The 25469-nt window shown below is 65.5% G+C and carries 14 protein-coding genes and 3 tRNA genes; 16 read left to right on the forward strand and 1 reads right to left on the reverse strand.

The window, feature by feature from the left end; genetic code table 11:
* The first annotated feature begins 46 nt into the window (after nt 1-46).
* The 9 genes from kdsB (at nt 47) to N4264_RS12150 (ending at nt 6745) form a co-directional block, all read left to right on the forward strand.
* Complete coding sequence (gene kdsB / locus N4264_RS12110) at nt 47-811, forward strand: 3-deoxy-manno-octulosonate cytidylyltransferase (protein ID WP_261697296.1); 765 nt, start codon at nt 47-49, stop codon at nt 809-811.
* A complete protein-coding gene (locus N4264_RS12115; protein ID WP_261697297.1) occupies nt 808-1266 on the forward strand; it encodes a low molecular weight protein-tyrosine-phosphatase in 459 nt (152 codons plus the stop codon). Before kdsB ends, N4264_RS12115 begins: the two co-directional genes overlap by 4 nt.
* A 31-nt stretch (nt 1267-1297) precedes the next feature.
* Nucleotides 1298-2725: a thioredoxin-like domain-containing protein gene (locus N4264_RS12120; RefSeq protein ID WP_261697298.1), complete on the forward strand. Its 1428-nt coding sequence runs from the start codon at nt 1298-1300 to the stop codon at nt 2723-2725.
* Between the two features lie 84 nt (nt 2726-2809).
* A complete protein-coding gene (gene uvrC, locus N4264_RS12125) occupies nt 2810-4639 on the forward strand; it encodes an excinuclease ABC subunit UvrC (protein ID WP_261697299.1) in 1830 nt (609 codons plus the stop codon).
* A 99-nt stretch (nt 4640-4738) separates the two neighbouring features.
* A complete protein-coding gene (pgsA, locus tag N4264_RS12130; RefSeq protein WP_261697616.1) occupies nt 4739-5278 on the forward strand; it encodes a CDP-diacylglycerol--glycerol-3-phosphate 3-phosphatidyltransferase in 540 nt (179 codons plus the stop codon).
* Nucleotides 5279-5373: 95 nt separating this feature from the next.
* Nucleotides 5374-5449: transfer RNA gene (locus N4264_RS12135), tRNA-Gly, on the forward strand.
* 74 nt (nt 5450-5523) lie between these two features.
* A tRNA-Cys gene (locus tag N4264_RS12140) sits at nt 5524-5597 on the forward strand.
* 67 nt (nt 5598-5664) lie between these two features.
* A tRNA-Leu gene (locus tag N4264_RS12145) sits at nt 5665-5751 on the forward strand.
* A 268-nt stretch (nt 5752-6019) separates the two neighbouring features.
* Complete coding sequence (locus N4264_RS12150) at nt 6020-6745, forward strand: PA3715 family protein (RefSeq protein WP_261697300.1); 726 nt, start codon at nt 6020-6022, stop codon at nt 6743-6745.
* 33 nt (nt 6746-6778) lie between these two features.
* Here N4264_RS12150 and N4264_RS12155 read toward each other — a convergent pair whose 3' ends face one another.
* On the reverse strand, nt 6779-7015 hold the full coding sequence (locus N4264_RS12155; RefSeq protein WP_261697301.1) for a colicin immunity domain-containing protein: 237 nt from the start codon (nt 7013-7015) through the stop codon (nt 6779-6781).
* Between the two features lie 123 nt (nt 7016-7138).
* Between N4264_RS12155 and N4264_RS12160 the strand changes: the two genes are divergently transcribed.
* The 7 genes from N4264_RS12160 to N4264_RS12190 all read left to right on the forward strand — a co-directional run bounded on the left by N4264_RS12160 (nt 7139) and on the right by N4264_RS12190 (nt 25463).
* The gene (locus N4264_RS12160; protein WP_261697302.1) at nt 7139-7594 is read left to right on the forward strand and encodes a hypothetical protein; all 456 of its coding nucleotides are present in this window, start codon (nt 7139-7141) and stop codon (nt 7592-7594) included.
* Nucleotides 7595-7624: 30 nt separating this feature from the next.
* The gene (locus N4264_RS12165; protein WP_261697303.1) at nt 7625-8095 is read left to right on the forward strand and encodes a hypothetical protein; all 471 of its coding nucleotides are present in this window, start codon (nt 7625-7627) and stop codon (nt 8093-8095) included.
* A gap of 388 nt (nt 8096-8483) precedes the next feature.
* The gene (locus N4264_RS12170) at nt 8484-8966 is read left to right on the forward strand and encodes a hypothetical protein (RefSeq protein ID WP_261697304.1); all 483 of its coding nucleotides are present in this window, start codon (nt 8484-8486) and stop codon (nt 8964-8966) included.
* A gap of 723 nt (nt 8967-9689) precedes the next feature.
* Nucleotides 9690-11855 carry an MSCRAMM family protein gene (locus N4264_RS12175; RefSeq protein ID WP_261697305.1) on the forward strand — a complete coding sequence of 722 codons (2166 nt, stop codon included), beginning with the start codon at nt 9690-9692 and terminating at the stop codon, nt 11853-11855.
* Nucleotides 11856-12442: 587 nt separating this feature from the next.
* Entirely contained in the window at nt 12443-20614 is an 8172-nt protein-coding gene (locus N4264_RS12180) for a carboxypeptidase-like regulatory domain-containing protein (protein ID WP_261697617.1), read from the forward strand.
* 2 nt (nt 20615-20616) lie between these two features.
* Nucleotides 20617-21144 (forward strand): hypothetical protein, encoded by a 528-nt coding sequence (locus N4264_RS12185; RefSeq protein ID WP_261697306.1) that lies wholly within the window; start codon nt 20617-20619, stop codon nt 21142-21144.
* Complete coding sequence (locus N4264_RS12190; protein WP_261697307.1) at nt 21141-25463, forward strand: DUF6531 domain-containing protein; 4323 nt, start codon at nt 21141-21143, stop codon at nt 25461-25463. Before N4264_RS12185 ends, N4264_RS12190 begins: the two co-directional genes overlap by 4 nt.
* The last annotated feature ends 6 nt before the right edge of the window (nt 25464-25469 follow it).

The following is a 25469-nucleotide window of genomic DNA, read 5'->3' on the forward strand; positions in this document are numbered from 1 at the left end:
TCCCGCGCTGGCGTTGCGCCTGCCGATGGGCCCGCTGCGAGCTGCCATGACTGAATTTGTCGTCGCCATTCCCGCCCGTTTTGCTTCCACCCGGTTGCCCGGCAAGCCGCTCTTGCCGATTGCCGGGGAACCGATGATTGTTCACGTGGTGCGCCGCGCCTTCGAGGCCGGGGCCGGGCAGGTGGTGATCGCCACGGACGATTCCCGAATTGCCGAGGCCGTTGCGCACCATCCGGTCACGGTCTGCATGACGCGCGCGGACCACGCCTCCGGCAGTGATCGCCTGGCCGAATGCGCAGAACAGCTCGGTTGGTCGGATACGACGCTGGTGGTGAATCTGCAGGGCGATGAACCGCTGGCGCCGGCCAGCGGGATCCGGGCGGTGGCGGAGGCCCTGGCGCAGAGCGACGCCCCGATGGCGACGCTGGCGACGCCGATCACCGCGGCGGCGGAGCTGTTCAATCCGAATGCGGTGAAGGTGGTGGCGGCGGCCGGACATGCGCTGTATTTCAGCCGCGCCCCGATGCCCTGGGCGCGCGACGACTTTGCCCGCGACCGGGAAACCCTCCCGGCCGGCGTGCCGTTCCTGCGGCATATCGGCATCTACGCCTATCGCGCCGGTTTTCTGCGCCGCTACACGGATCTGACGCGCACGCCGCTGGAGGCGGCCGAGTCGCTGGAGCAGCTGCGCGTGCTGGAGCACGGCTACCGCATCGCGGTGCAGGTGGCGCCGGAGGCCTTTCCGGCGGGCGTGGATACGGTCGAGGATCTGGCGCGGGTCGAAGCCTGGTTTGCGGCGGGGGCGTCGTGAAAATCCTTTTTGTGTGCCTGGGCAATATCTGCCGGTCACCGGTGCTCGAGGCGGTGCTGCGGGACCACGTGCGCCGCGCCGGCCTCAAGTGGGAAGTGGCTTCCGTGGGCACCGGCGCCTGGCACGTCGGGCGCGCGGCGGACCCGCGCAGCTGCGCCTCGGCGACGCGCCGGGGCTATTCGATGGACCGGCACCGGGCGCGCCAGCTGCACGTGAACCACTTCTACGAATACGACTGGCTGCTGGCGGCCGACCGGGAAAACCTGCGCGAGCTGCAGCTGTTGCGCCCGGCAGACGCGAGCGCGCGCGTTGAGTTGGCGCTGGCCTTCGCCGGCCTTGAGACCCCGCAGGAAGTGCCTGATCCGTACTTCGGTGCGGATGCGGATTTCGAGCATGTGGTAGATCTGGCGGAAGAATTCGCCCGCAACGTCTTGGCGCGCTACGCAAAGCGTTGATAATCGGGGCCACGGAACGGGAGAGCGACGCATGGGAACGGCTGTGGACGCCTTTGAATTTCCACCGGGGCTGGAATGGGTCAACACCTCGCAGGCGCCGGCGTCCGCCGCGCTGCGCGGGCGCGTGACGCTGATCTATTTCTGGACCTTCGACTGCGTCAACTGCATCAACCTGCTGGCTGACCTGGCGTGGCTGGAAAACCGCTACCACGACGGGCTCAGCGTCATCGGCATCCACACGCCCAAGTACACCAGCCAGCGCACCGGCAGCGCGGTGCTCAAGGCCGTAAACCGGTACCACCTGCGCCATCCGGTGGCGAATGATCCGGGCTATGTGCTGTGGCAGCAGATCGGCGTGCAGGCCTGGCCGACTGTCGTACTGCTCGACGCCGATGGCCGCATCGTCGACCTGTTCACCGGCGAAGGGCACCGGGCGGAGATCGACAAGCGCATCTCGGCACTGCTGGAAGAAGCGATCAACCGCGATGTGCGGGTGTACGAATCCTGGCCGGCCGTGGTGCGGCCGGAACCGCGCGGGGCGCTGTCGTTTCCCTCGCGCGTGCTGGCCACCGATCAATACCTCTACATCGCCGATACCGCGCACCACCGGGTGATCGAAACCACGCTGGACGGCCGCATCCTGCGCCAGTTCGGCTCGGGTACCGCGGGGTACTGGGACGGACGCCTGATCGATTGCGGGCTTTCCTCGCCGCAGGGCCTCGCCCTGGGCAAGGATTCCCTGTTCGTCGCCGATACCGGCAATCACGCGATCCGCCGGATCCGGCTGCTGTCGGGCGAGGTCGAGACGATCGCCGGCACCGGCAAGGCCGGCCGTGACCGTCCGCAGGACCATCCGGCCCCTACGACGGTGAACATGTGCGCGCCGGTCGACCTGGCCTGCCATGCGGATCATCTCTACATCGCTATGGCCGGGCAGAACCAGATCTGGGACCTGGACCTGGCCAAGGGGCATATCGACGTGCTGGCCGGCTCCGGCAAGCTCGGCATCGATAACGGCGCTGGCGCCTACGCCACGTTCGCCCAGCCCTGCGCGGTTGCCGTGCTGGGCCATGCGCTGATCGTGGCCGACGCCCAGGCCGGGGCGATCCGTGCCGTCCGCCTGGTCGATCGCCAGGTCACCACCATTATCGGCAGCGGGCCGTGGGAGTTCGGCGACACCACGGGCAAGCGGGAAGTCGTGCGGCTGCAGCATCCGCTGGGCATCGCGCTGGATCCGCGCGGCCTGGTGTTCATCGCCGACAGCTACAACGGCAAGCTCAAGGCGCTGAACGTGAAGACGGGCGAGGTGCGGGCATTCAACCTCTCGTACCGCTTCAACCAGCCCGAGGGCGTCAGCCTCGGCCAGGGCGCGCTGTGGGTCGCCAACACCAATGCGCACGAGGTGGTGCGGGTGGACCTGACCGACGGCAGTTGCAAACGCATCCCGGTCGGCGAGTAGCCTGCAACGCCCCGGCTCGCCGGGGCGTCTGCTGATCCCGCGCGCAGCTGGGAAATGGCGGCCGCGCCCCTACAATCGAGGTCTATGGAACCCACGCACGCATCGGCCGCGTTCGACGGCAAGGCATTCGTCCGCACCCTGACCAGCTCCCCCGGCGTCTATCGCATGATCGATGCGGGCGGCGAGCTGCTGTATGTGGGCAAGGCGCGCGACCTGAAGAAACGCGTCGGCAGCTATTTCCTGAAGCCGCGGCTCGAACCGCGCATCATGGCGATGATTTCGCAGATCGCCCGCGTCGAGACGACGCTCACGCGCACCGAAGGCGAGGCGCTGATTCTCGAAGCGCAGCTGATCAAGTCGCTCAAGCCCCGCTACAACATCATGTTGCGGGATGACAAAAGCTATCCGTATATTTTTCTCGCCACCGGCGAGGACGTGCCGAAGATGGTGTTCCACCGTGGCGCGATGAGCGGAAAGGGGCGCTATTTCGGGCCGTATCCCAGCAGTTTCGCGGTACGCGAGAGCCTCAACCTGATGCAGAAGCTGTTCCAGGTGCGCCAGTGCGAGGACAGCTACTTCAAGAACCGCACGCGGCCGTGCCTGCAATACCAGATCAAGCGCTGCAGCGCTCCCTGCGTGGGCCTGGTGCAGCCGGACGACTATGCCGCCAGCGTGCGCCACGCGGCGATGTTCCTGGAAGGCAAGAGCACCGCGGTGATCGACGAGATGGTCGCACGCATGGAAACGGCCAGCGGTGCGCTCGAGTTCGAACGCGCCGCCGCGCTGCGCGACCAGATCGCCACGCTCAAGCAGATCCAGGCGCGCCACTACGTGCATGGCGCCAGCGCCGACATGGACGTACTGGCGTGCCGCATCGCCAACGGCATGGCGTGCGTGTCGGTGCTGTACTTCCGCAATGGCATCAGCCTGGGCTCGCGCGACTATTTTCCGAAGCTCCCGCTCGATGCCAGTGAAGCGGACGTGATGGCCGCCTTCATCGCGCAGTACTACCTGGAACGGCCAGTGCCCGAGGAACTGATCGTCAGCCACCTGCCGGAAGATGCGGAGATCCTGGCCGACGCGCTCGCGCAGCAGGTGGCGCACAAGGTGGAGATCAAGGGCGCGGTACGCGCGGAACGGGCGCGGTTTCTCGAACTGGCCGTCAAGAATGCCGGTGCGGCGCTGGCGGCCCGACTGGCCAGCCACCAGACCATGCGGGAGCGGTTCGAATCTCTGCGGGAGTTGCTGGAACTGGACGAAGTGCCGCAGCGTATCGAGTGCTTCGATATCAGCCACACCATGGGTGAGGCAACGGTGGCCTCGTGCGTGGTGTACGGGCCCGACGGGCCGGAGAAATCGCAGTATCGCCGCTTCAATATCACGGGCATCGAACCCGGCGACGACTACGCCGCCATGCACCAGGCCCTGGAGCGCCGCTACAAGCGACTGACAGCGGGCGAGGGCGTGCTGCCGGACATCCTGCTGATCGACGGTGGCAAAGGACAGGTGGCGCAGGCGCTGGCCGTGCTGAACGATCTGGGCGTGACCTGCGTGCAGGTGATCGGTGTCGCCAAGGGGCCTGAGCGTCGCGCCGGTCACGAAACCTTGATCCTGGGCGATAGCGGCCGCAGCTTGTGGCCGGGCCCGGATTCGCCGGCGTCGCACCTGATCCAGTCTGTCCGGGACGAGGCGCATCGCTTTGCTATTACCGGTCACCGCCAGCGGCGCGAGAAGGCGCGCGAGAAATCGAGCCTGGAGGAGATCGAAGGCGTGGGCGCCAAGCGGCGCTCGGCCTTGCTCAAGCACTTCGGCGGACTGGGCGGCATCGCCCGGGCCGGTGTGGAAGAGCTGATGGGTGTGAAAGGGGTCAGCCGCGACCTCGCCGAACGGATCTATGCGCGGTTCCATGGCTGACGGCCGGCGCTGCGTGTCACACTGCGCCCCCCGGCCAGCCACCGGGACGCACCCCAACAAGGAAGCCCTGTGCGATCCACTCGCTTGACCTTGCCAACGATGCTGACGCTGTTCCGCATCGTGCTGCTACCGGTGATGGTGGTGGTGTTCTACTCCCCCTTTCGCGGTGCCAATCTTGCCGCCGCCGCCATCTTCATCGCCGCAGCGCTCACCGATTGGCTCGATGGCTGGATCGCACGACGCTACGGATTGACCTCGGCCTTCGGCGCCTTCCTGGACCCGGTGGCCGACAAGCTGATGGTGGCGGTGACACTGTTCCTGCTGGTGCAGCAGAACCCGACGCCGATGCTGGCTGTCACCAGCGCTGTAATCGTGGGCCGCGAAATCAGCATTTCCGCCCTGCGCGAATGGATGGCGGAAATCGGCCAGCGTGCCCGCGTGAAAGTGGCCCTGGTAGGCAAGATCAAGACCATCGTGCAGATGGTCGCCCTGGTGGTGCTGCTGCACCAGCACGATTTCCCGGAATTGCGCCTGTACCGTATCGGTGAGTACCTGCTGGTCGCCGCGGCAGCGCTCACGATCTGGTCGGCCTTCGTCTACGTGAAGGCGGCCTGGCCGGTGCTGCGCGAGCGCGATTGACCCGCCGCCGCACGGCGGATGGGGCGCGTTGTCACGATCGGCGTCGAAAACTATTGACTTCGACCGCTCGATGCCTAAAATGCGCGGTCTCCGGTGCGGGAATAGCTCAGTTGGTAGAGCACGACCTTGCCAAGGTCGGGGTCGCGAGTTCGAGTCTCGTTTCCCGCTCCACGATTTTCAGAAAACCTCGGGCATCCGAGGTTTTCTTTTCCAGCCTGCCGCTACGCGGGCTTGCTGGGAAAGATGGCCTGGTGGCAGAGTGGTCATGCAGCGGCCTGCAAAGCCGTGTACGCCGGTTCGATTCCGACCCAGGCCTCCATCTTTCCCTTTTCGCGCGAATCCCGCATCCTCACCGCCGCTCCACTCCCTCTGAGTGAGACGCGTCCGCCCCGATGGCGAAATCGGTAGACGCAAGGGACTTAAAATCCCTCGACCGCAAGGTCATGCCGGTTCGAGTCCGGCTCGGGGCACCAAGGCGCCTGCGTTACGTCGGGATGATTTCGGCGGCGCGAGTATCCACGTTCCTTATCTCCCCATTGTGTCTGTCACTACGCCCTGCGTAGCGCTTCACGCGCGAGCGTTGTGAAGCCGCGTTCGTCGTGCTGACGGCACCGAAGTCGCCACAGTTGCCCTGGCGCACGGCAAATTCTCCGATTCCCCAGCGGCCTGCCATCGAACCGCCATGGCTCGGCCAGCAGGCTGGCGCCATACTGGGCGCGCTTTCGTCCGGAGGGTATCGCCATGAAACGCAGTGCGTGCTGGCTGTTCGCCACCTGCCTATTGATGGCGCCGTCCGCCGGAGCGACGTGCGACAGCCCCGCGCTTGCCACGCTGGCCAGCCGGTTTGAGCCAGACAGGGAGTACCGGCCGGAGCTGACCGCCTGCAAGGCGTGGCCGGGTCGCCCGGGCCTCACGATCTTCGCGATTCCCTACGGCGACGGCGGGCCGTGGGACGAGCAGTATTTCGACCTGCATCTGGTCGTTGCTGACACGAAAACCCAGGCTGTGCGCAGTCACGGCCATTTTCCCAAAGCGCTGGTGTCTGACGCACTCACGCTGCATGAGGTCGTGATTGATACCGCGCGATATCGACTCTCCGCCAGCGAGCTGGCGTTCGGCGTTGTGATGTCGCGGAGGGGGAGTCGATCCAGCACGCGGTCGCTGGCGCTGTTCCTGCCGCAGGAAAATCGGATCGGGCAGGTGAGTGAGTGGATTTCCATGGGATTCCACGCCACTGATCCGGCGGCCGGTGACTGCGCGGCGGCGTCGCGTAGTGCAGCGAGAACCTTGCGCATGCTGCCGACGCGTTCACAGGGGCGTTTCGATATCGCGGTCGATGAGGTTCTCACGGACCAGGGGCTGGCTGCCGATTGCAGCGAAGGCGAGGTGACCGAAACGCGGATCGGCTACACCGTGAAATTTGACGGCACGATGTACGACGTGCCTGACGAGCTCGGTAGTTGGTGACTGCGTTGTTCGACACAAGGTTTTGATGCGCAGTTATCGCGGAATGCCGTGAATGACGTTCAATGTGGCGCGTACAGTGATCCAGAGTGTGTAATCCCCTTGAGCGGATCTGTCGGCGTCGTCAATGGCGGTGAAAATGCAGTCGAGCGCGCGTTGGACATATGCGTTCTCCCGAGCCAGGTGGTGCGTGTCGCGTAGTTCTCTCCAGATTTCCGGATAGTGCTCGGTGAATTCATCCGTGCTCAGATCACGGCGGACGTAGGCGATCATGAGGTCGATTGCGTCGCTGGTGGTCTCCATCCTGTATAGACTGTCCTTGCCGGGATCGCAGAGTATGGCTGGGAACGCCTCTGCGAGGGGCCGAGTCGCGCGCTGAGGCAAGTGAGATCTTCGATGGAAAAGTACTGCATTCCAATTCCGACCAGCGAGGACTGGGGCGAAATCGATCGCGACAATCTCGATCTGAGGTGGGCGTATGAGCACTATCTGGGGAAGTCCTGCGAGGATCTCCGAGACCGCTACCTTCACAAGACCGCGATTGAGACTGTGGACGACCTGCGCTGGATGCCCTTCAGACCGTTCGTCTATTACTCCCGCTGCCTGGCGACCTTTCTTCTGACCAATCCCCTGAATGAGTCAACCGAACCGGATATGGCGAGCTGCTTTCTGGACGTCGTGGAGGAGAGATTGCGCGACTGCCCGGAGTACATCACCGCGAACCGGGCGCTGATTCGGGAGGCGGTTGAATTCATTGCGAAGAACCAGGAGCGCTTCGACGCGGACCTGGATATTTATGGCGACTTTTCGCAACAGGCGGCCGCGATCTTTGCGTTGCTGGATCGCCGTTGATGGCTTTGTGCATCTTGTGGGGCCTTCTGCATGGACCCGTATCTTCCCCCACTCTGTGAGCGCAGCAAGCTGGCCTGGAGGCTCGTTTCATTCTTCTCCCTTCCGGGCGAAGCGCAACGCGTGTTGTGCGGGTCCACCGGCAGCTATTTCTGTCGCGAGAGCGCGTATCGCAATCCGGGCGCGAACTACTTGTTTGGTTGCGTGGTGGTTGCCGGACAGTATGTGCATGCACTGAGCGGGGTGTTCCATGACGCGGACGGTGCGATAGGTGCTTTTATGGCGAAGTTGAAGGCATTGCCTCCCCGGGAGGATGCAGGCGTGTGGTCTTATGCGGCTCTGGAGGCGGCGGCGGAGTGGGAAGAAGTCCGCATCGAGGCGCGCTACCTTCTTCGCGAACTGGGTTTGCCGTGCAATCCGCCACGGCGGCCGTTCGTCATCGAAGAATTGATCGAGGTCGAAGGCTACCGACCGTTCTGCAAGGATTGGGGGCGCAGGGTCTAGGACGATGCAGGGAGGCGCATCCGTGGTTGCCCGGTACGGCAGGATTCTGCGAACGATGGCGCGCCGCATTGCGGTCGGCGTGATGACGGTTTTCGCGGGCTTGGGCGTGGTCGCGTGTGGCGGTTCGCCTGACTATGCACCCAGGGCGGCCACGTCCGGCGCACGCACCCTTTCGCAAAGGCACTCCGGATACGTATCGGATCTGGCTGCGTGGCGAGAATTTCTCTCGTGCTGGCAGCGTGGCGAGAGGAGTTCCGTTGACGGGCCAGCCACATCGCCGGATTTGACGCAGGCCAGCCTCAGCTTGCTTCAGCCACCTACGCCGGAGACGCAATCTGCCGCCGACGCGTTGGCACACTTGCAGCGTGTCCTGGGGTATGCGCTGCCGTTGTCCTACCGAGATTTCGTACGCACCTACCATCCGGCAACAGTGCCGGGTGCGGATGTCGTCGGCTTTTATCATCCTTCGCACGTCAAGCGCATGGCCGATGTGGAGCCCTGGTATGTCGAGGTTGCCAGTGCGCACGCGATTGACTCTACGAACGCGGAATACCATGTCTATGGCGTCGCGCAGGACGATTCCACCGGACGCACGCGTTACCTGGCAGACGCGCTGGTCGTTGGAAAGTACGGTACGAACACGACGGATTTCATCGTCCTCTATCCGCAGTCGCTGACCGCTGACGGCGAGATGGAAGCGGCACTGATCTACCCTGCGGGCGAGTTCCGCGCCCCCTCATTTGCGGAACTGATGAGGCAGTTGAGCTACCTCCAGACCCGGCACGTAGACGACATGCCGCCCTACGCGCAAACCGCGCTGGTCGGCACCTGCGCCGCGAAGCTGGTCTTGCGCGACGTCTGGTGGAAATAGGGAGCGAACGCGGATGCTGAAAATGGGGGATCGCGTACGAAAGAATCCAGCAACGTGGGCTCCCAACGCGTTTGATGCATGGGGCCGCGGTGACGGTGTCGGCGAGGTCGTCGCGGTGATCCACGATGACGAGGAGCCCTTTGTGGACATCCGTTGGCCCGCGGGACGATGCTACGAGGAGCCGGCCGGGTTGCTGGTCATTCGCCAATCGGCATAGGGCTGCTGTAGTGATGGGCGCGACGCGCGTCCACGGTTGTCGTGTTGTCGCAGCGCCGACGTTGGCGAACTACGGCGAGATCTCCACGGGTGACCACATCGCCATCCCTGCCACCAATAGTGACGTTCCTCACCAGGTCGAGCGGGTCGGTGACGGACCGCCTGCCGGGACGCGGCTTGGGCGCGCATGAGCATGTATCCCGTCTTTTCCCGTTGATGACCTGAGGCGCATTTCATCGCACGGATCGAGGGGGGATGGATGTCAATTCCTGTTCCACGACCTCTTTGTGTGACAAATCGCCAGATTTGCAAGGGAATTCGTCAGCCTCCGCGGGGGCTTTCCGCTTACAATGGCAGATTCCTTGCGCGCACCCTGGGTTGGCTGGCTCCTGGCCGGCTGACGCCTGTCCGGGCAGCCGCAAGTCGATCTGCCCAGGGGCATCAGGGAACCTTCATGCACATCGCGTACGGACGTCAGGCGCTTCGCGCCCTGGCGGCGCTCTTCTTGTGGGTATTGACCGCGGTTACCGTCAGCGCGCAGACAGGCGAACCGCCTGCCGGAGCGTCCTGCGTGGTGACGGCCGGCAACCGCAGCGCCCCCTGGCACCCGACGGCAGCTACACCGTCTTCGGAATCCCCGGCAATCTGGGCGCCATCCGCGCCCGTGCCACCTGCTCGGATGGCAGCATCGGCCAAAGCCGGGTCGGGTTCACCAATCCGTTCCAGCCGGACATCATCGAATTGGGCCCGATCACCTGGGGCCAGCTCGATCCGATACCGATCGCGGCGACGCTCAGCGCGCCGGATCGCTTCCTGACCACGGGCGAGACCTCGCAGCTCACGATGACGGCGGTCGCGGCCGACGGATCGCAGGCCAATGTCACGGCGCGCAGCGCCGGTACCGTTTATGCCTTGTCCAACACCTTGCTGGCCTCGGTCACCGAGGACGGCCTGATCCGGGTATACCCGGTGTTTGCCGCCGGCTCGTCGGCGCGCCTGGTGGTTACCGCCACGACGGAAGGCGCGGTGTCTTCCACCTATATGTACATCCTCGGGCCGCGCGGCAGCCTGACCGGACGTGTACTCCGGGCTGACGGCACCACGCCGGTGATCGGCGCCCAGGTGTCGATCGTGCGTCTGCAGACGATGGACCAGGCCGGTACCGCCGTCACCGACACGCTCGGCCGTTTCCGCCTGGATGACGTCAGCGCGGGCAGCTTCCTGATTTCCGGCATCGATCCCGCCACCGGCGACCGCGCCATGGCGACGGCGCGGCTCGAAACCGAAGGGCAGGTGGTGGACGCCGACTTGCGCCTGCACGGCCAAGGCATCGTTCGCGTGACGGTGGTCGGTGCGACGGACGCGCCCGTGCCCAATGCGGAAGTCACGCTGACGACTCTCGGCGGGTTCCGCGAGGTACGCACCCTGGCGACCAACGCCGCCGGCGAAGCCAGTTTTGCCGGCATCGGCGCGGGACTCTTTACCGTTTCCACGCGTCAACAGAACACGCAGCTGGTGGGTACCGCCGTGGGAACCTTGGCCGTCGGCGAGACCTTGCCGATGACGCTGCGCCTGCAATCCATCGGCACTATCCGCGGCGTCGCCTACGACGTCGACGGTCAGACGCTCAAGGCCGGTGTGCAGATTCGTCTTCTCAGTCGTGAGCGCGGCATCCTGACCCAGTCGGTCACAACCGAGAGCGGCGCGTTTGAATTTGACACGCTGCCGATCCAGGACGGCCCTTTCACGCTCGACGCCTTTATCGATGGCCGTTTACGTGCCCGTGTTCCGGGCATCGTCATCGGCAATGCGAACGATGTGGTCACGCGCGATGTCGTGCTCAGCCCCGTCGGCGTGGTGCGCGGCCGCGTGCGCAATCCGCTCGGCGAGGGTTATGCGGGGGCACGCGTGACGATGCAGTCGCTGGTCGGGCTGCGATTGAGCTTCGATGCGCTGACCACCAGCGACGGCGTTTTCGTTCTGCCGGCCGTGCCGGTCGGCGAATTCGAGCTGACGGCTGTCACCGCCGATCTTCGCACCGGACGCGCCCAGGGGCGCGTTGCCACGGATGCGCAGGTGGTCGAGCGCGACGTCACGATTGCCGACGACACGCTCGTCGGCACGGTATTCCAGCGCGACGGCGTGACGCCGGTCGGCGCCGGCGTTGCGGTGTATCTGGCTTCGCAGTCGCACGGCACGCAATACACCTACGTGGGCAGCACCATCAACGGCCTGCAGCGCACCGAAACGGATGCGCAAGGCCGGTTCGGATTCCCGGTCACGCGCGCCGATCGCTATTACGTGCAGGCGGAGCAGAACCTCGACCGCGGCCGCACGGAAGCCATCGTGGTGAATCTGAATCCGAGCCAGCCGCTCGAGTCGCGCATCGTCTTCCTGGCCAAGGGAACGGTGTCGGGCACAGTCCGCAATCCAGGCGGTGTTCCGCAGGCGAATATTCCGGTGTCGGTCGCGACCCGGGGGCTTTCGACAATACCTGGGCCACCACCACGGACGCGCAGGGCCGCTACTCCGTCAGTGGCGTGTTCGCCGGCGAGATCTCGGCGACCGCGCGTGACGACGTCACGCGTCTGGCGGGCGTCAATGCCGGCCGTCTGGACGCCGAAGGCCAGGCGCTGCCGCTCGATATCACCATGGCCGCCACTGGCCGTGTGAAGGGGCGTGTCCTGCGGCGCGACGGTAGCGTTGTGCCGGGTCCGGTGCGTTTGACCCTGGCCCGTTCAAACCATGCGATCGCCAACGTCGCGCTGCCCGACGGGGCGGCTTACGATGTCGATCTCGTGCCGGTCGGCGACATCACCGTGTACGCCGAGGAGCTCGGCAACGGCGACATGGGGCTGGCGCGCACGCGCGTCGAATCGGCCGGTGATACCAAGACTGTCGACGTGCGCCTGGTCGGCCTCGGCAGCTTGCGTGTGCAGACGACCGACGTGAACAACGCCGTCGTTGCCGGCGCCCGCGTCACCGTCAGCACGGAATCGCCGTTCCGCACCAGCCAGGAAGTGATTTCCGGAGCGGACGGCATCGCCGCATTTGATCGCGTCTTCGCCGGCGACTACCGCATTACGGCGAGCAAGCCGGCACCGGTGGGTGCGCTGTCCGGTTCGGCGGTGGGCGTCCTGCTGCCGAACGAGCAGAAATCCGTGTCCGTGACGATGCGGGCGCGCGCCATCGGCCGCATTCACGGTCGCGTGTATCGCTCCGATGGCCAGACGCCGGTCGGTGCGGGCATGGTGGTGCGGATGCTGCCCGAGCCGTTCTTGAACGCCTTCGTTACGCATACCGACGCCAACGGCCGCTACGCCTTCGAATCGGTCGAAGCCAATACCTATGCGATCGACGCGCTGAACTTCTTCAGCACCGACGGCTGTCCGCGGCGCGACCGCGTGCGTGGCCGCGCCACCGGCGTGGTGCTGGGTACACAGGGGCAGGAAGTCGAAGCGAACATCCAGTTGATCGGGCAGGGCCAGGTTGCCGGAACGGTGACGAACGCGACGGGAACGCCGATGCAAGGCATCGCCGTGCGCCTGACCAATCCGGACCCGGTGTACGGCACCAACGTCACCTGCAACGGCGCGACGACGTACGACACGGTCACCGATGCGCAGGGTAACTACTCCCTGCCAGACGTGCCGCCCGGTGACTTCACCATTGCCGCGCAGAACGCGGACCTGTCCTTGCGTGCCGAAGGCCGCGGCCGGGTCGAGTTCGACGGTCACGTGGACGATGTGGATCTGACCCTGATCGACAGTGCGGTCACCATGCCGCTCAACCTGCACGATGCCAATGGGTTCCGTTTCGATATTGCCGGCAACGGCAGCATCGTCAACGGCACGAACAATGTGTATGTGGGCAGCGGTTCGGATACCGGCGGCATGCGTCTGGAAATCGTCCAGAACGGTACCGGGGTTCCTTTCACCAATGGCAACGGCACGCTCGGCCAGCTCAGTGCCAACGGGCAACTGGTGGAAGTGGATGACCTGACGCCGTCCGGCCTCACGGTCAAGCGGCGTATCTTCACGCCGCGTGCCGGCTATTTCACGCGTTACACCGAAATCCTGCGCAACGACACGGCTGCGCCGATCACGGTCGGCGTTCGCGTGAAGTCGCATTTCCGTAATGCGCAGGCCAATGCCCGCGTGGTCGATACCTCCGACGGCGACCAGGTGCTCTCGGTGGCCCACCCGACGCTGCGCGATCGCTGGGTCGTCGTGGATGACCAGGTCGATGAGGATCCATTCGGCAAGCCGTCGATCCAGGCCAGCGGACATCTGTTCGACGGCGACGGCGCTACGAATTCGGTAGCGAGCGCCACGTTCGATCTCTCTGGCAGCATCGGCCGGCTGACCTACGAGTGGTCCGACGTTACCGTGGCGCCCGGTGAACAAGTGGCGCTGATGCACTTCAGCTTCCACCAGATTGATCGCGCCACGGCGCGCGACGCGGCCACGCGCCTGGCGCAGCTGCCGCCGGAAGCGATCGGCGACCTGACCACCGACGAGCGCCAGGCCATTCGCAACTTCGTGGTGCCGGAACAGTCCGCAGTGCAGGAACCGTTGCCGAATCTCGACGCCGGTGTCATCAGCGGCCGCGTGCTGGCCAGTGACGGCATCACGCCGGTGCCGCAGGCGCAAGTGCGGTTCAAGAGCCAGCATCGCCTGTTCGGTCGCGTGCGCTACGCCACCACTGGCAACGACGGTGCCTATGAGTTCCGGTCGCACCTGGACGGTACGGCGAGCAACGCCGTGATTCCGGTCTACGGTTTCTCCTTGCACGCGGAGCATCCGGCCACCAAGGTGACGACGTCGGTTGCCCAGGGCGCGTTCCCGCCTGATGCCGCCGCGACGGTGCAGGACTTGATCTTCGCCAGCACCGGCAACGTGCGCGGTTCAGTGAAGCGCCACAACGGCTCCGTCGTGTCCGACGCCTATGTCCGCCTTTGCCGTCTTGACGATCGAATCCGCTGCTCGGATGTCGAGCCTTCCCCGTCCAACTCGGCCACTACCGATACGGCTGGCACGTACTGGATGAGCGGCAATCCGCCGTACAGTTACTTCCTGTTCGCGGACAAGCCGCACCCGCAGGGCGGGCGTGCGATCTACGGGCGCGCAACCGCTACTACCACTGCCGCCGACACCGAGATCGCCGACATCGTGATGGAGCCCACCGGTTCGATCGCCGGCGTCGTGAAGGGCGCCAATGGCACGCCCATCGTCAATGCCGAAGTCAAGTTGAGCATCGACAACCCCAATAGTCGTGTGACGCGCTCGGATACGGCGGGGCGCTATCGCTTCACCGACGTGCCGGTGGGTCAGCACGGGCTGCACGCACGTGACGTCGTCAGCGGTGCGCAAGGTCTCGCCAACGCCACGGTGACGGTGGATATCGAAACCGAACAAGACATCGTTCTGCTCGGCTTCGGTACGCTCGATGTACAGGTGAACTACGCGCGCGGCACGCCGGCCGGCAACAGCCAGGTGTTCGTCGCGGGGATCGTGCAGGACGTCAAGAACGCCGACAGCAATGGCGTCGCCAGCTTCCAGTTGCCGGTCGGCCAGTATCACGTGGTGGCCCACCATCCGGACGGGGCCGATCCTTTCGTGGAGGGCCGGACGACGGCGTCGATTCAGCAATACGGCGATCACATCCAGGTCACGGCGACCTTGCTGCCGGCCGGTGCTGTCCACGGCACCATCGTCCGCCCGGACGGCAGTACGTTGGCCGGCGGATTCCCGTTCTCGATCCAGCAGATCCGAGGCGACGGCGCGAATGGTCGAAATGGCGTCACTGCGGGAGTCGGCAACTATCGTGTGGGCGGCCTGCCCTTGGGCACCTATTTGCTGACGGCCTACGACGCGGGACAGGACCGCTACGCCGAAGGGGAGTTCACGATCGAATCCGACGGCCAGGAAGTGCTGCTCGACTTGACCTTGCTCGATAACCGGATTGCTCTGCCGACGGCGCTGTACGACGCGAACCGTTTCCGCTTTGACGTGCAGCGCTCCGGCGCTCTTGAAAGTGGCGAGGGCACCTATTCCGATGCCGGCATGCAGCTGCTGATCAACGGCCAGCCGTTTGCGGGCGAGGGTAGTGCACGCATGGAGGCCAGTCGTCGCCAGCTGGTGATCAGCCAGCCGACGCCGATCGCCGGACTGAACGTATCGCGCAAGATTTACGTGCCTCGCGGCGCCTACTTCGCGCGCTATATCGACGTTCTGGAAAATCCGACGGCCTCGCCGATCACGGTCGCGGTGGATCTGCGTTCGCGCTACCGTACGGGTAGCGTCATAGCGACATCCGACAGCAATGCGCAGGTCGGCGCGAACGATCGGTGGGTGACGATCGACGACGCTGTCGATGCGGACGTGCGTCTGGCGTATCAGATGCCGTCGAGCGCACAGGTCTTTGCCGGTGGCGCGACGGCGCCGGACGTCGTCAGTTTCGACGGTCTTGAACAGCCGACCCTGGCGGCGCGCTGGTCGACCCTGTCGGTCCCTGCGGGCGGCCGCGTGGCGCTGATGCACTTCGCGGTGCAGCAGATCAATCGCGCCGGTGCGAAGGCGTCGGCGGAGCGCCTTGTCCAGTTGCCGCCGGAAGTGTTGGCTGACCTGGCCGAGACCGATATTGCAGCCATCCGCAACTTCGCGGTTCCGACGGATCTCGCCAGCACGTTGCCGCCGCTGCCGGCGCTGACGGCCAGCGTTCGCGGCATGGTGTATGAAGGCGACGTACGCACGCCGGTGCGCGGCGCCAGGGTCACGGTGCAGTCGACGCATCCCCTGTTCAATCGCGTCTGGGGCATGCAGCACGACGATCACTGCTCCATGCCCGGCACCGATCTGCCTGGCCTGGTGTCTGTCAGCGCGGTGGGCGGCGGACCGAATCCGCCGCCGATCGGCAGTTTCGACATACGCGGCGAGCTGTCGACCGCGACCTCGATTCCGCTGCCCGAAGGTGTGGACGCGCGGATCACCGTACAGGAAACAATGGACTGCTTCGATCAACGCGCCGGCCACCCCACGACGAAATATCCGTCGCGCGTGACGGTGAAACCGCTGTCGACCACCCACGACCTGATTTTCGACACCGGCGTGCTCACAGGTACCGTGCAAGGGCCTGCCGATTTCAGCGTCACGTCGGGCACGGTCTATCGCTCGATCGACGGGCAAGGCAGTTATTTGTCGCTCTTTGCCAACGTGCGGCCGGACGGGCAGTACGTCTACGCCGGATTGCCGGCGGGCCGGTACGACTTCCTGCTGCACACAACGCATCCGACAGCCGTGTGGGGCGACGGCGGCTTGCGCGGTGAGCTCAAGCAGATTCAGGTGAACGTCGGCGATGTGGTCGCTGCCAACGTGGAAACCCAACCGACCTCGTATATCGAAGGTGCCGTGCTGACCGGCGGCGGTGCGTCCGCGGTCAATGCGGTCGTGAATCTGTCGGGCGCGGCCGCGGAGCAGGCGTACGACCAGTGCGCGACCGGTTGCGATGCCGCGACGGTGCAGGGCAACAAGGGCAAGCGCGCGGTGAAACGCCAGACGCGTACGGATAGCCTCGGCCGCTACAAGTTCGCGGCGGTACCGCACGGCGGCTACGATCTCGAAATCATCGATCCCGTATCCAACGCGCATGTTCGCCACGATGTGAGCGTGAACGGATCGCCGGTGGTTCAGAACGCCATGCTGCCGGCGCTCGGTTCAGCCGAGGTGACGGTGCGCACGCCGGCCGGAACTCCCGCAGTGGACGCCTATGTGTACCTGAAGCTCCCCGATGAGCCGGAGCGGGTGGCAGGCCGCACGGACGGGGCGGGACGTCTGACGATTGCCAACATCCCGCAGGGCAACTACCGCGTGCGCGTCGTCGATCCGCGGTATCCGAATGATCCGGAGCTGTCGCCGGTGGCGAACGGTTCGATCGCTGTGCAGGGCGAAGTCGACCCGATTGCGCTCGCCTTCAAGGCGCTGATGAGCCTGCAGATCGCCGTGATCGACAGCACGGCCGGTGGCGCTCCTGTGTCCGGTGCATCGATCCGTCTGGTCGACGCGCGCGGCGAACGCCTCGTCGGCAACACCAATGCACAGGGCCTGGTTACTGCAAACGCGGTCGTCGAAGGTGCCTACACGGTCCTGGCACGCGTGCAGCACCAGGGGCTGTGGAAGCAGCTGAGTGCCGAGGGCGTCGTCGCCCCGGCCGACGACGGGCAGTCACGCGTGCTGACCTTCGACGCCGCGGCCGCGGGAGACCGTCCGGATATCCTGGCATTCGAAGGCGAACGCCGCCTGTTTGCCGTGATGGCGACGGCCGGCCAGCGTATCGACGTGACCGCCGGCGGACAGGAACCGGACAATTGCGCCATTCGCACGGAAGTGTACTCGCCGGGCTTGCAGCTGTTGGCCGAGGGATACGGATTCAGCAGCGGCAACACGATCACCCAGTACAACGAATTCGGCGATCTGCATAACGTCGTCGCTGCGGTACCCGGGGCGTACACGATTGCCATCTCGGCCCGGTTTGCGTGGTGTCCGCTGGGTGGCTACAGCGTGGGTGCGAGCGTCGACACGGTCGCCACGCCGCTGATGAGCTATCAGGGCGGCGGCAGCGTCACCGGTCATGTTTACCGTCGCGACGGTGCCACGCCGGTGGCCGGTGCCAGACTGCGCCTGCGCAGCGCGTTGCCGGAATTGCACACCGAGGTCCTCACGGGTTCCGACGGTCTGTTCCGCGTCGACAACGTGCCGCTGGGTACGTTCACGCTGAAATACATGCCGCCGGCGAACGTCAACGTCGCGGTGGAGGCAAACGGAGATCTGCCGGCGGCGGGAAGCACGGTGGAACGTGATCTCGTGCTCCCGGCGAGCACGATCTTTGCGATTCAGGTGCGCAAGGCCGACGGCTCGCCGTATGGCCAGGGCGTCAGCCTGGAGCTTGCCAGCGACGACGCGTTCAACTACGCGCAGACGGATGCGCAAGGTCGTGTGAACTACACGCACTATTCCGACCTGCCGCTGCGGATCCGCGCGCGTGATCCGTCCAACGGGAACATGTTCGTGCAGACCATCGTCCAGCCGGCCGACGGACAGACCGTGCCGGTCGAAATGACCATGGCGGCGGCCGCGGTTGGCGGTCAGGTCCTGGACGTCAACGGTGTGCCGGTGCCCTATGCCCGCGTGCAGATGGACGACGTGGCCAATGGCAACAACTACACCTCGGGCAGCACCGACCATGAAGGCCGGTTCCTGTTCAACGGAGTGCCCTCGGGCGTGGTGTTTGCCTTCCAAGGGGTCGATCCCGACAACTCCGTGCACGGCGAAGCGGTGCAGATCACGACGGTGGCGGGACAGACTGCCGAGGTCACACTCAGACTGGCCGGCCACGGTACGGTCAGCGGTACGGTCAGGCGGCTCAACGGCACGCCGTTGTCCGATGCCACCGTCGATGCGCGCTACTTCTTCGGTAACGGTGAAGGCACGCAGATGCTCAGTACGACGACGGACGGTGATGGCCGCTACAGCATCGACCATTTGCCGGTGGGCCAGGCACTCTCCCTCCGGGCGACCGTATACACGCCCGGTGATTCGTATGGCGCGTCGGCGTCGGCGACGATCGCCGCGCACGGTGGAACAGCGACGGCCGATTTCGACGTGGACCTGCCAGGCGGCAGTGTCGACGTTCGCGTGCGGTCGGCGGATGACGCCCGGATCGAGGAGACCTGCCAGGTTTGGCTGCGATCCGGTTCCGGCGACGCCAATCGCCATTTCCACTGCAGTCGGCCGGTTGCTTTCCATGGCGTTGCAGCCGGTCAGGCTGACGTCGAGGTGAATGTGAGTAGTGCCGAGGAGATGAGCCTGCCGTCGCAAACGGTTGCGGTGACCGCCAACGAAAGCACGGTCGCCCGATTCACGGTTCCTGTGGTGAAAGGCCACGTGCGCTACGCCGGCGGTGACGCGGTTTCGTATCCGTCGGTGAACGTGACCGGTTCGGACGGACAGACGCGGTTCGCCCAATCCGACGACGACGGTACGTACCGTTTGCTGGTCAAGCCGGATCTGGGCGACTTCGTGGTACGCGCGCAAGACGACCATTCCGGTTTGAGTGCCAGTGTGTCGGGCTCGCTCGGTGATGTCACGGTGCCTTCGATCGTGGATGTGCTGCTGCCGTCGTCCGGTACGGTGCGCGGTCTGCTGACCGATACGTCGACCCAGCCGGTGCCGAACGCCTCCGTGTTCGTTTCCAGCAGCGGCAGCGCGGTCGATCGCGAGACATCCACCGACGACGACGGGCGCTACGAGGTCGACCGCGTTGCGCTGGGCCATGTCGATGTTGCCGCCATCCATCCGACGAGCAACAACATTGCCGCGGCCAGCGGACAACTGTCGGCCAACAACCAGGTGCTCACGCTTAATCCGCAGTTCGGCGTGCCGGGATCCGTGTCCGGTACGGTGCGCAACGCGCAGGGCGATATCGTCGCCGACGCGTGCGTCGAGCTGCGCTCGACGGCCGAAGGCCCGGCCTACGCGACCGTCAGTTTGTCGACTACGACCGATGCGGCCGGCCACTACGCGTTCGATGCGGTGGTTGCCGGCCCGGTCTCCGTGGTTGCCGACAACTGCAACGCACCGCTGACCGTCGGTGTGGCAACCGGCGGCGTCGCGGCGGGGGCGCCGACGACGATCGACGTGCAGTTCGGCAATGCCGTCAGCGCCGAGCAGGCGCTCGTCGATTCGCAGTCCGACTATACGTTCCTGATCGACGGCTACGGCACGCTGTCGCCGTACCTGACCGAGAGCTTCAACGGACGACCGTACGAAGGTGCTTATCGGTTGAGAGTCAATGGCCGCACCTACCCGTACCAGCGTGTGGGGCTGGCGCTGCAGAACGGACGCGAATTGCAGCTGGGCCCGGTCGCCATGTCCGGCCTGCGCGTGACGCGTCGCTTCTACGTGCCGGCTGACGGTGGCTATGCCCGGATCGTCGACACGTTCAGCAACGAAACCGGCGCGCCGGTCACCGTGCCCATCGCGGTGGAAGGCCAATACCAGTCGTCTCCGGCCTACCTGCGAACCGCGCCGTCCGCGACCGGCGGCCGCTACGCGGTGCTGGGGCAGATGCCGGCACGCCGTGGCGGCTGGTCGTCGCCGGGCGTGGCCGGGCTGGTGTTCGCCGGCTCCGGTGCGGTGGATCCTCCGCAGGTGACCATCACGCCGGACGACGGCGGCTTCCGTTGGCAGTGGACGCCGACCATTGCGGCCGGACAACGCGTCAGCTACGTCCATTTCGCCGTGGTGCGCGGCTCGTGGGATTTCGCCGGGGCGGGCGAGTGGTCCGGGCAACTGGCGGATATGGCGATCGCGACGATGTTCGACGGCCTTTCGCCGGCCGAACGCGAAAGCATCAAGAACTTTACGGTGCAATGAAAATGATGCGTTGTCTCATTGTGATCCCGCTGTTGGCGGCGGCCGGGCTGGCCGTCGCCGCCGCAACCCCACCGCGCGAGCGCGTGCTCGGCGGCCTGCTCGTCGACAACGCCGGCGGACGCGGCAGTGCCGTGCCGCTGGAGATCGGGCAGGCGCGCCTGGTCGTGGTGCTGGACGCGCGCTCGACGCGCAGCCATGCGGCGATCGACGCCCTGCGGCGCGAAGGCTATCGCGGACGTAGCGCCGTGGTGCTGGTCATCGGTGATGCTGAATCCTCGCGTGCATTTGCTCGCCGCCGCCAGCTGTTGCCGGAGGCGCGCTGGGTGAGCGCGCGCAGCGCAGCCGTGCTGATGCCGCTGCAATTGTCTGGAATGCCGGCCATTCTGGGCATCGACAAAGAACAACGCATTCGCTGGCAGGAAACGGGCGTGGCGGAACGCTCGGGCGATTTCGCCGTGCGCATCAATGACTGGCTGAATTCCGGCGGCGGCAAGCCCGCCGCGGTGAAAGCACCAGGAGGCACGCCATGAACCGCGTTGAAGAACCGGCCTGCGTCGTGGTCGCGCAACCGTCCGCCATTGAATCCCCTGCGGAGCACCGCGTGAATACTCGCCGTACCCCTCGGTTGTTTGCCGCTGTCGTCGCCGTTGTCGCCCTGTTGACCAGCGCCGCCGGCATGGCCGCGCCCGGTCTGCCCTCGGCGCAGGTACTGGCCGTGGTAGCGGCGGCGGCCGTTGACGGCGAAGTGCCCGATCGCATCTTCCGTGACGGCTTCGAAGGTGTCGCAACCGCGTCGGTGGAAATCGTCAGCCCGGCGACGGGCAGCACGGTCTACACGCGGATCCTTCCGGTCGACGTGCGCGTCCGCGCGGGCACCAGCCCGGTGCAGAGCGTCACCGTCAACGGTCTGCTGGCCGTGGCCGGTGCGACGACCGGCAACGCCACGATGTATCGCGCGGACGTGCCGCTGACGGACGGCGGCAATACCCTGCGGGCGATCGCCACCTACGGCGACGGTTCCACGCGCGAGACCGAAACGCAGGTCAGCTATGTCGAGGCCCCGCGCATCACAGTGACCAGTCCGACCGACTGGCAGGTGTTTGGCCCGCTGCCGAACTCCCCCGGTGGCGCAACCAACCTGACCGGCGACGTCGAGCGCCCGATCAGCATCACCGGCGCCATCAGCAGCGCGGTGGCGCGCGTGGAGATCAACCAGCAGTCGGCCGTACTGGAAAACGGCGGCACCGCGTTCAAGTTCGAACGTTTTCTGTTGCGCGAAGGCACCAACCTGCTCAGCATCAACGCACACGACGCCCAGGGCCGCACTGTCACGGCGCATCTCACTGTGTACGTGGATCAGACGGCGCCGATCCTTACGGTGGAAGGATTCGAAGCACCGGTCATCACCTCCGCACGCAAGCTCGACGTTCGCGGTATCGCCAATGATGCCGTGGAAGGCGGCCTGCATTCGCCGGAGCCGCGTGTCGATATCGTCAATCTGACCAACAACCAGACGGTGCAGGCGGCCGTCAGCGATCGCTACTACATCGCGCGCGATCTGCCCTTGGCGGTCGGCACCAACGAGTTGCGCGTCACGGCGAAAGATGCAGTCGGCAATGCGCGCAGCCGCACGGTACAGGTGACGCGCATCGCCGCCGGTACGCCGCGCGTGACCCTGCTCTCGGGCGATCGCCAACGCGCCGCCGCGCGCAGCGAATTGCCGCAGCCGCTCACGGTGGCCGCGATCGGCCCCGACGGCCTTCCCCTGGTGAATCTGCCGATCCAGTTCGATATCACGCGCGGTGCGGGCAGCATCAGCGCCGCACCGGGATCGCGAGCGCTGATCGATGGCGTGAACCCCGCGCGCCACCTCGTGGTGAACACGGATGCCGCCGGTCGCGCCGGAGTCTGGCTGACGCTGGGCAGCGAAGCGATGGAAGCCGGCGACGTGGTTCGGGCGAGAACACTCGACCAGGGCGAGGAGGTGGTCTTCACCGCGACCGCGTTGCGTGGCGAACCGCTGTGGGTGCTGATTGCCGGTACCACGGGCAGCCAGTACGCGCAGACGAATAGCCAGCCGGTGGAAGGCATGGCCGTGGTCGTGCAAGACCGCGATTTCAATCCCATCGCCGGCGCCTCGGTGCGCTTCACGATCGAATCGGGCGATGCGCGTTTCACCGCGCAGTCGGCCCTGGGCGGCACCCCGGCCGCAGACGGTTTGTCGATGACCGTGTTGACTGACAAGAACGGTATGGCGGCGGTGCGTCCGTTGGCCGGCGGCACGCCGGGTACGGTGAAGGTCAACGCCAGTGCCGCGCTGACGCGTGGTGGCTTCGTCGGCAACGCGTCCTTGCATCTGGTCGTGCTGGAACGCAGCGACGGACCGACCCGCTTCACCGGCATCGTGCTCGACCATGACGGCACGCCGCTGCCGGGTGTGATTCTGTCGATTACGCGTACCAGCCTGGTCGCGCGCACCGATGCGAGCGGACGCTTCACGTTCGACGGTCAGGTGCCGGCCGGCAAGATCGACCTGCACGTCGACGGTCGCGAAGTGCGCATTCGCCGCGGCGGGCAGCAGCTCGAATATCCGGGCCTGCATTTCGAAACGGCCGTCATTCAAGGCCAGACCAATCAGCTGCCGCATCCGATCTATCTGCCGCCGATCGACCGGTCGCGGGAAAAGATCGTCGGCGGCAATGCCGACGTGACGCTGGATATTCCCGGTCTGGAAGGTTTCCAGATGGTAGTCAAGGCCAACAGCGTGACCTTCAAGGACGGCGAGCGCGTCGGTCCGATGGTGGTGACGCGCGTCAACAGCGACCGCCTGCCCATGGTGCCGCCGGGCGGCCAGGCCACCTTCGGTGCGGTCGCGTGGACGATTCAGCCGACCGGCGCGCGCTTCGACCCGCCGGTCGAAGTGCGGATTCCGAACGCCACGGGTATGCGTCCCGGCGATACGGCCGATATTGTGCAGTGGGATCACGAACTGGCGACCTTCGTGCCGATGGGCCGCGGCACCGTCAACGAAGACGGCACGCAGCTCGTCAGCGACGCCGGTTCAGGCATCACCAAGGCTGGCTGGGGCGGCAGCACGCCGCCGATCCCGCCGAACGACGGTGACAATAGCGATGACGGCCCCGGTGGCGACGGTCCTGGCGGTGATGACACGGAAGAAAGTGACAATGAGGAGAATACCGAGGGCGACCCGGTCATCCTCAGCACGGGCGAGTTGCGAGCGTCGGTCACGGATCTTTCCATCAAGGGCCGTGGCTTCGACTTCCAGTTCACGCGTACGTATCGCAGCAAGTACGAATACAACGGACCGGTCGGTCACGGCTGGAATCACAACCACAACGAACGCCTGCATTTCCCGGCGGGCGCCGATGGTGACGTGCGCGCTGCGCGCGGTGACGGCCGTCTCGATACGTACCGTCGTCTGCCCAACGGCAGCTACCAGACACCGAACAGCCTCTACACACGTCTGAACAAGAACGCCGACGGTACCTTTACGCTGCGCGACCGGTATGGCTTCGCCACCGAGTTTGATGCCAACGGCTACATGACCGAGCGGCGCGACCGCAACGGCAATCGCATGACGTACACCTACGATGCGACGCGCCGTCTCGTCACCGTGCACGACACGTTCGGACGTCCGATCACCATCGGCTACTACCCGAACGGCCGCATTCACACGGTGACCGATTTCAGCGGACGCGAAGTCGTCTACCAGTACGACAGCTACGGCGATCTCGTGGGCGTGCGCTCGCCGGTGATCGTCGGTACCTCGACGGGTAACGACTTCCCGCAAGGCAAGCTCACCTCGTATACCTATTCGACGCGTTTCGCCAACGGTGCGCTCAAGCACAATCTGCTGACGGTGACCGACGGCAATCGCCAGACGTATCTGGAAAATCGCTACGGCCAGAGCGGTTTCCAGCTGGACCGGGTGGTGTACCAGCGCCATGGCGCCAACGACCAGGTCTACCACTTCGAGTACCAGGATCTGCCGGGCGGTGCAGCCGATCAGCCGGACGTGCCCGACAACCAGGTCACGATGACCGACCGCAACGGCAATGTGGAAGTCCATATCCACAATGCGCGCGGCAATTTGCTTGAGCGCCGCGAGCGGACCAATCGCGACATCAATCCGAACGATCCGGCCGAATTCACCACGCTGCACCGCTACACCCTCGACGGTGAACTGCGCGAGACGATTTACCCGGAAGGCAATCGGGTGGAAGTCGTCTACGACACGCAGAACCCGGATCCGCTCCAGCGCGGCAATCTGCTCAAGCGGATCAAGCGCGCAGGGCCGCGTGGTGCGGAAGGGCAGGAACAGCTCGAAGTCAGCTATCGCTACGAACCGCTGTTCAACCAGGTCATTTCGGCGGTTGATCCGCGCGGCAATTTGCCGGGCTATGTACCGCCCAACGGCGGTACGGCTTCTGCGGCGCGCTACACGACGCAGTTCGTCTACGACTATCAGGAATCGAACGACGTTGCGGCGCTGGCCGCGAGCCTGGGCATGACCGAGCAGGCTGTTCGCGATCGCCTGACCGCCGCCGGAGTCTCCATCGGCCTGGGCGACGTCAACGGTGACGGCGTCACCGACCAGCGCAAGGGCAACGTCGTGCAGGCGCGCAAGCGGTCGCCGCGACTGGTCGACGGTTCGACCCAGACGGTTCTGGTCGACTACACCTACAACCGCTTCGGCCAGCCGCTGCGGGAGATCGATCCGGAAGGCAATGTCGATCTGCACGAGTACTACCCGGAGAACAATCCGGACGGCGCGGGCGCGGCGACCGTATCGACCCGGCCATTGGCCAGCGATACGGGGGTTACCTGAAGGCAA

Source organism: Tahibacter amnicola (assembly GCF_025398735.1).
GTDB lineage: Bacteria > Pseudomonadota > Gammaproteobacteria > Xanthomonadales > Rhodanobacteraceae > Tahibacter > Tahibacter amnicola.

Coding starts and splice junctions, on each gene's coding strand:
- kdsB (WP_261697296.1), top strand. CDS start 47: ATGACTGAATTTGTCGTCGCCATTCCCGCCCGTTTTGCTTCCACCCGG.
- N4264_RS12120 (WP_261697298.1), top strand. CDS start 1,298: ATGGGAACGGCTGTGGACGCCTTTGAATTTCCACCGGGGCTGGAATGG.
- uvrC (WP_261697299.1), top strand. CDS start 2,810: ATGGAACCCACGCACGCATCGGCCGCGTTCGACGGCAAGGCATTCGTC.
- pgsA (WP_261697616.1), top strand. CDS start 4,739: ATGCTGACGCTGTTCCGCATCGTGCTGCTACCGGTGATGGTGGTGGTG.
- N4264_RS12150 (WP_261697300.1), top strand. CDS start 6,020: ATGAAACGCAGTGCGTGCTGGCTGTTCGCCACCTGCCTATTGATGGCG.
- N4264_RS12155 (WP_261697301.1), bottom strand. CDS start 7,015: ATGATCGCCTACGTCCGCCGTGATCTGAGCACGGATGAATTCACCGAG.
- N4264_RS12160 (WP_261697302.1), top strand. CDS start 7,139: ATGGAAAAGTACTGCATTCCAATTCCGACCAGCGAGGACTGGGGCGAA.
- N4264_RS12165 (WP_261697303.1), top strand. CDS start 7,625: ATGGACCCGTATCTTCCCCCACTCTGTGAGCGCAGCAAGCTGGCCTGG.
- N4264_RS12180 (WP_261697617.1), top strand. CDS start 12,443: ATGCTGCCCGAGCCGTTCTTGAACGCCTTCGTTACGCATACCGACGCC.
- N4264_RS12185 (WP_261697306.1), top strand. CDS start 20,617: ATGATGCGTTGTCTCATTGTGATCCCGCTGTTGGCGGCGGCCGGGCTG.
- N4264_RS12190 (WP_261697307.1), top strand. CDS start 21,141: ATGAACCGCGTTGAAGAACCGGCCTGCGTCGTGGTCGCGCAACCGTCC.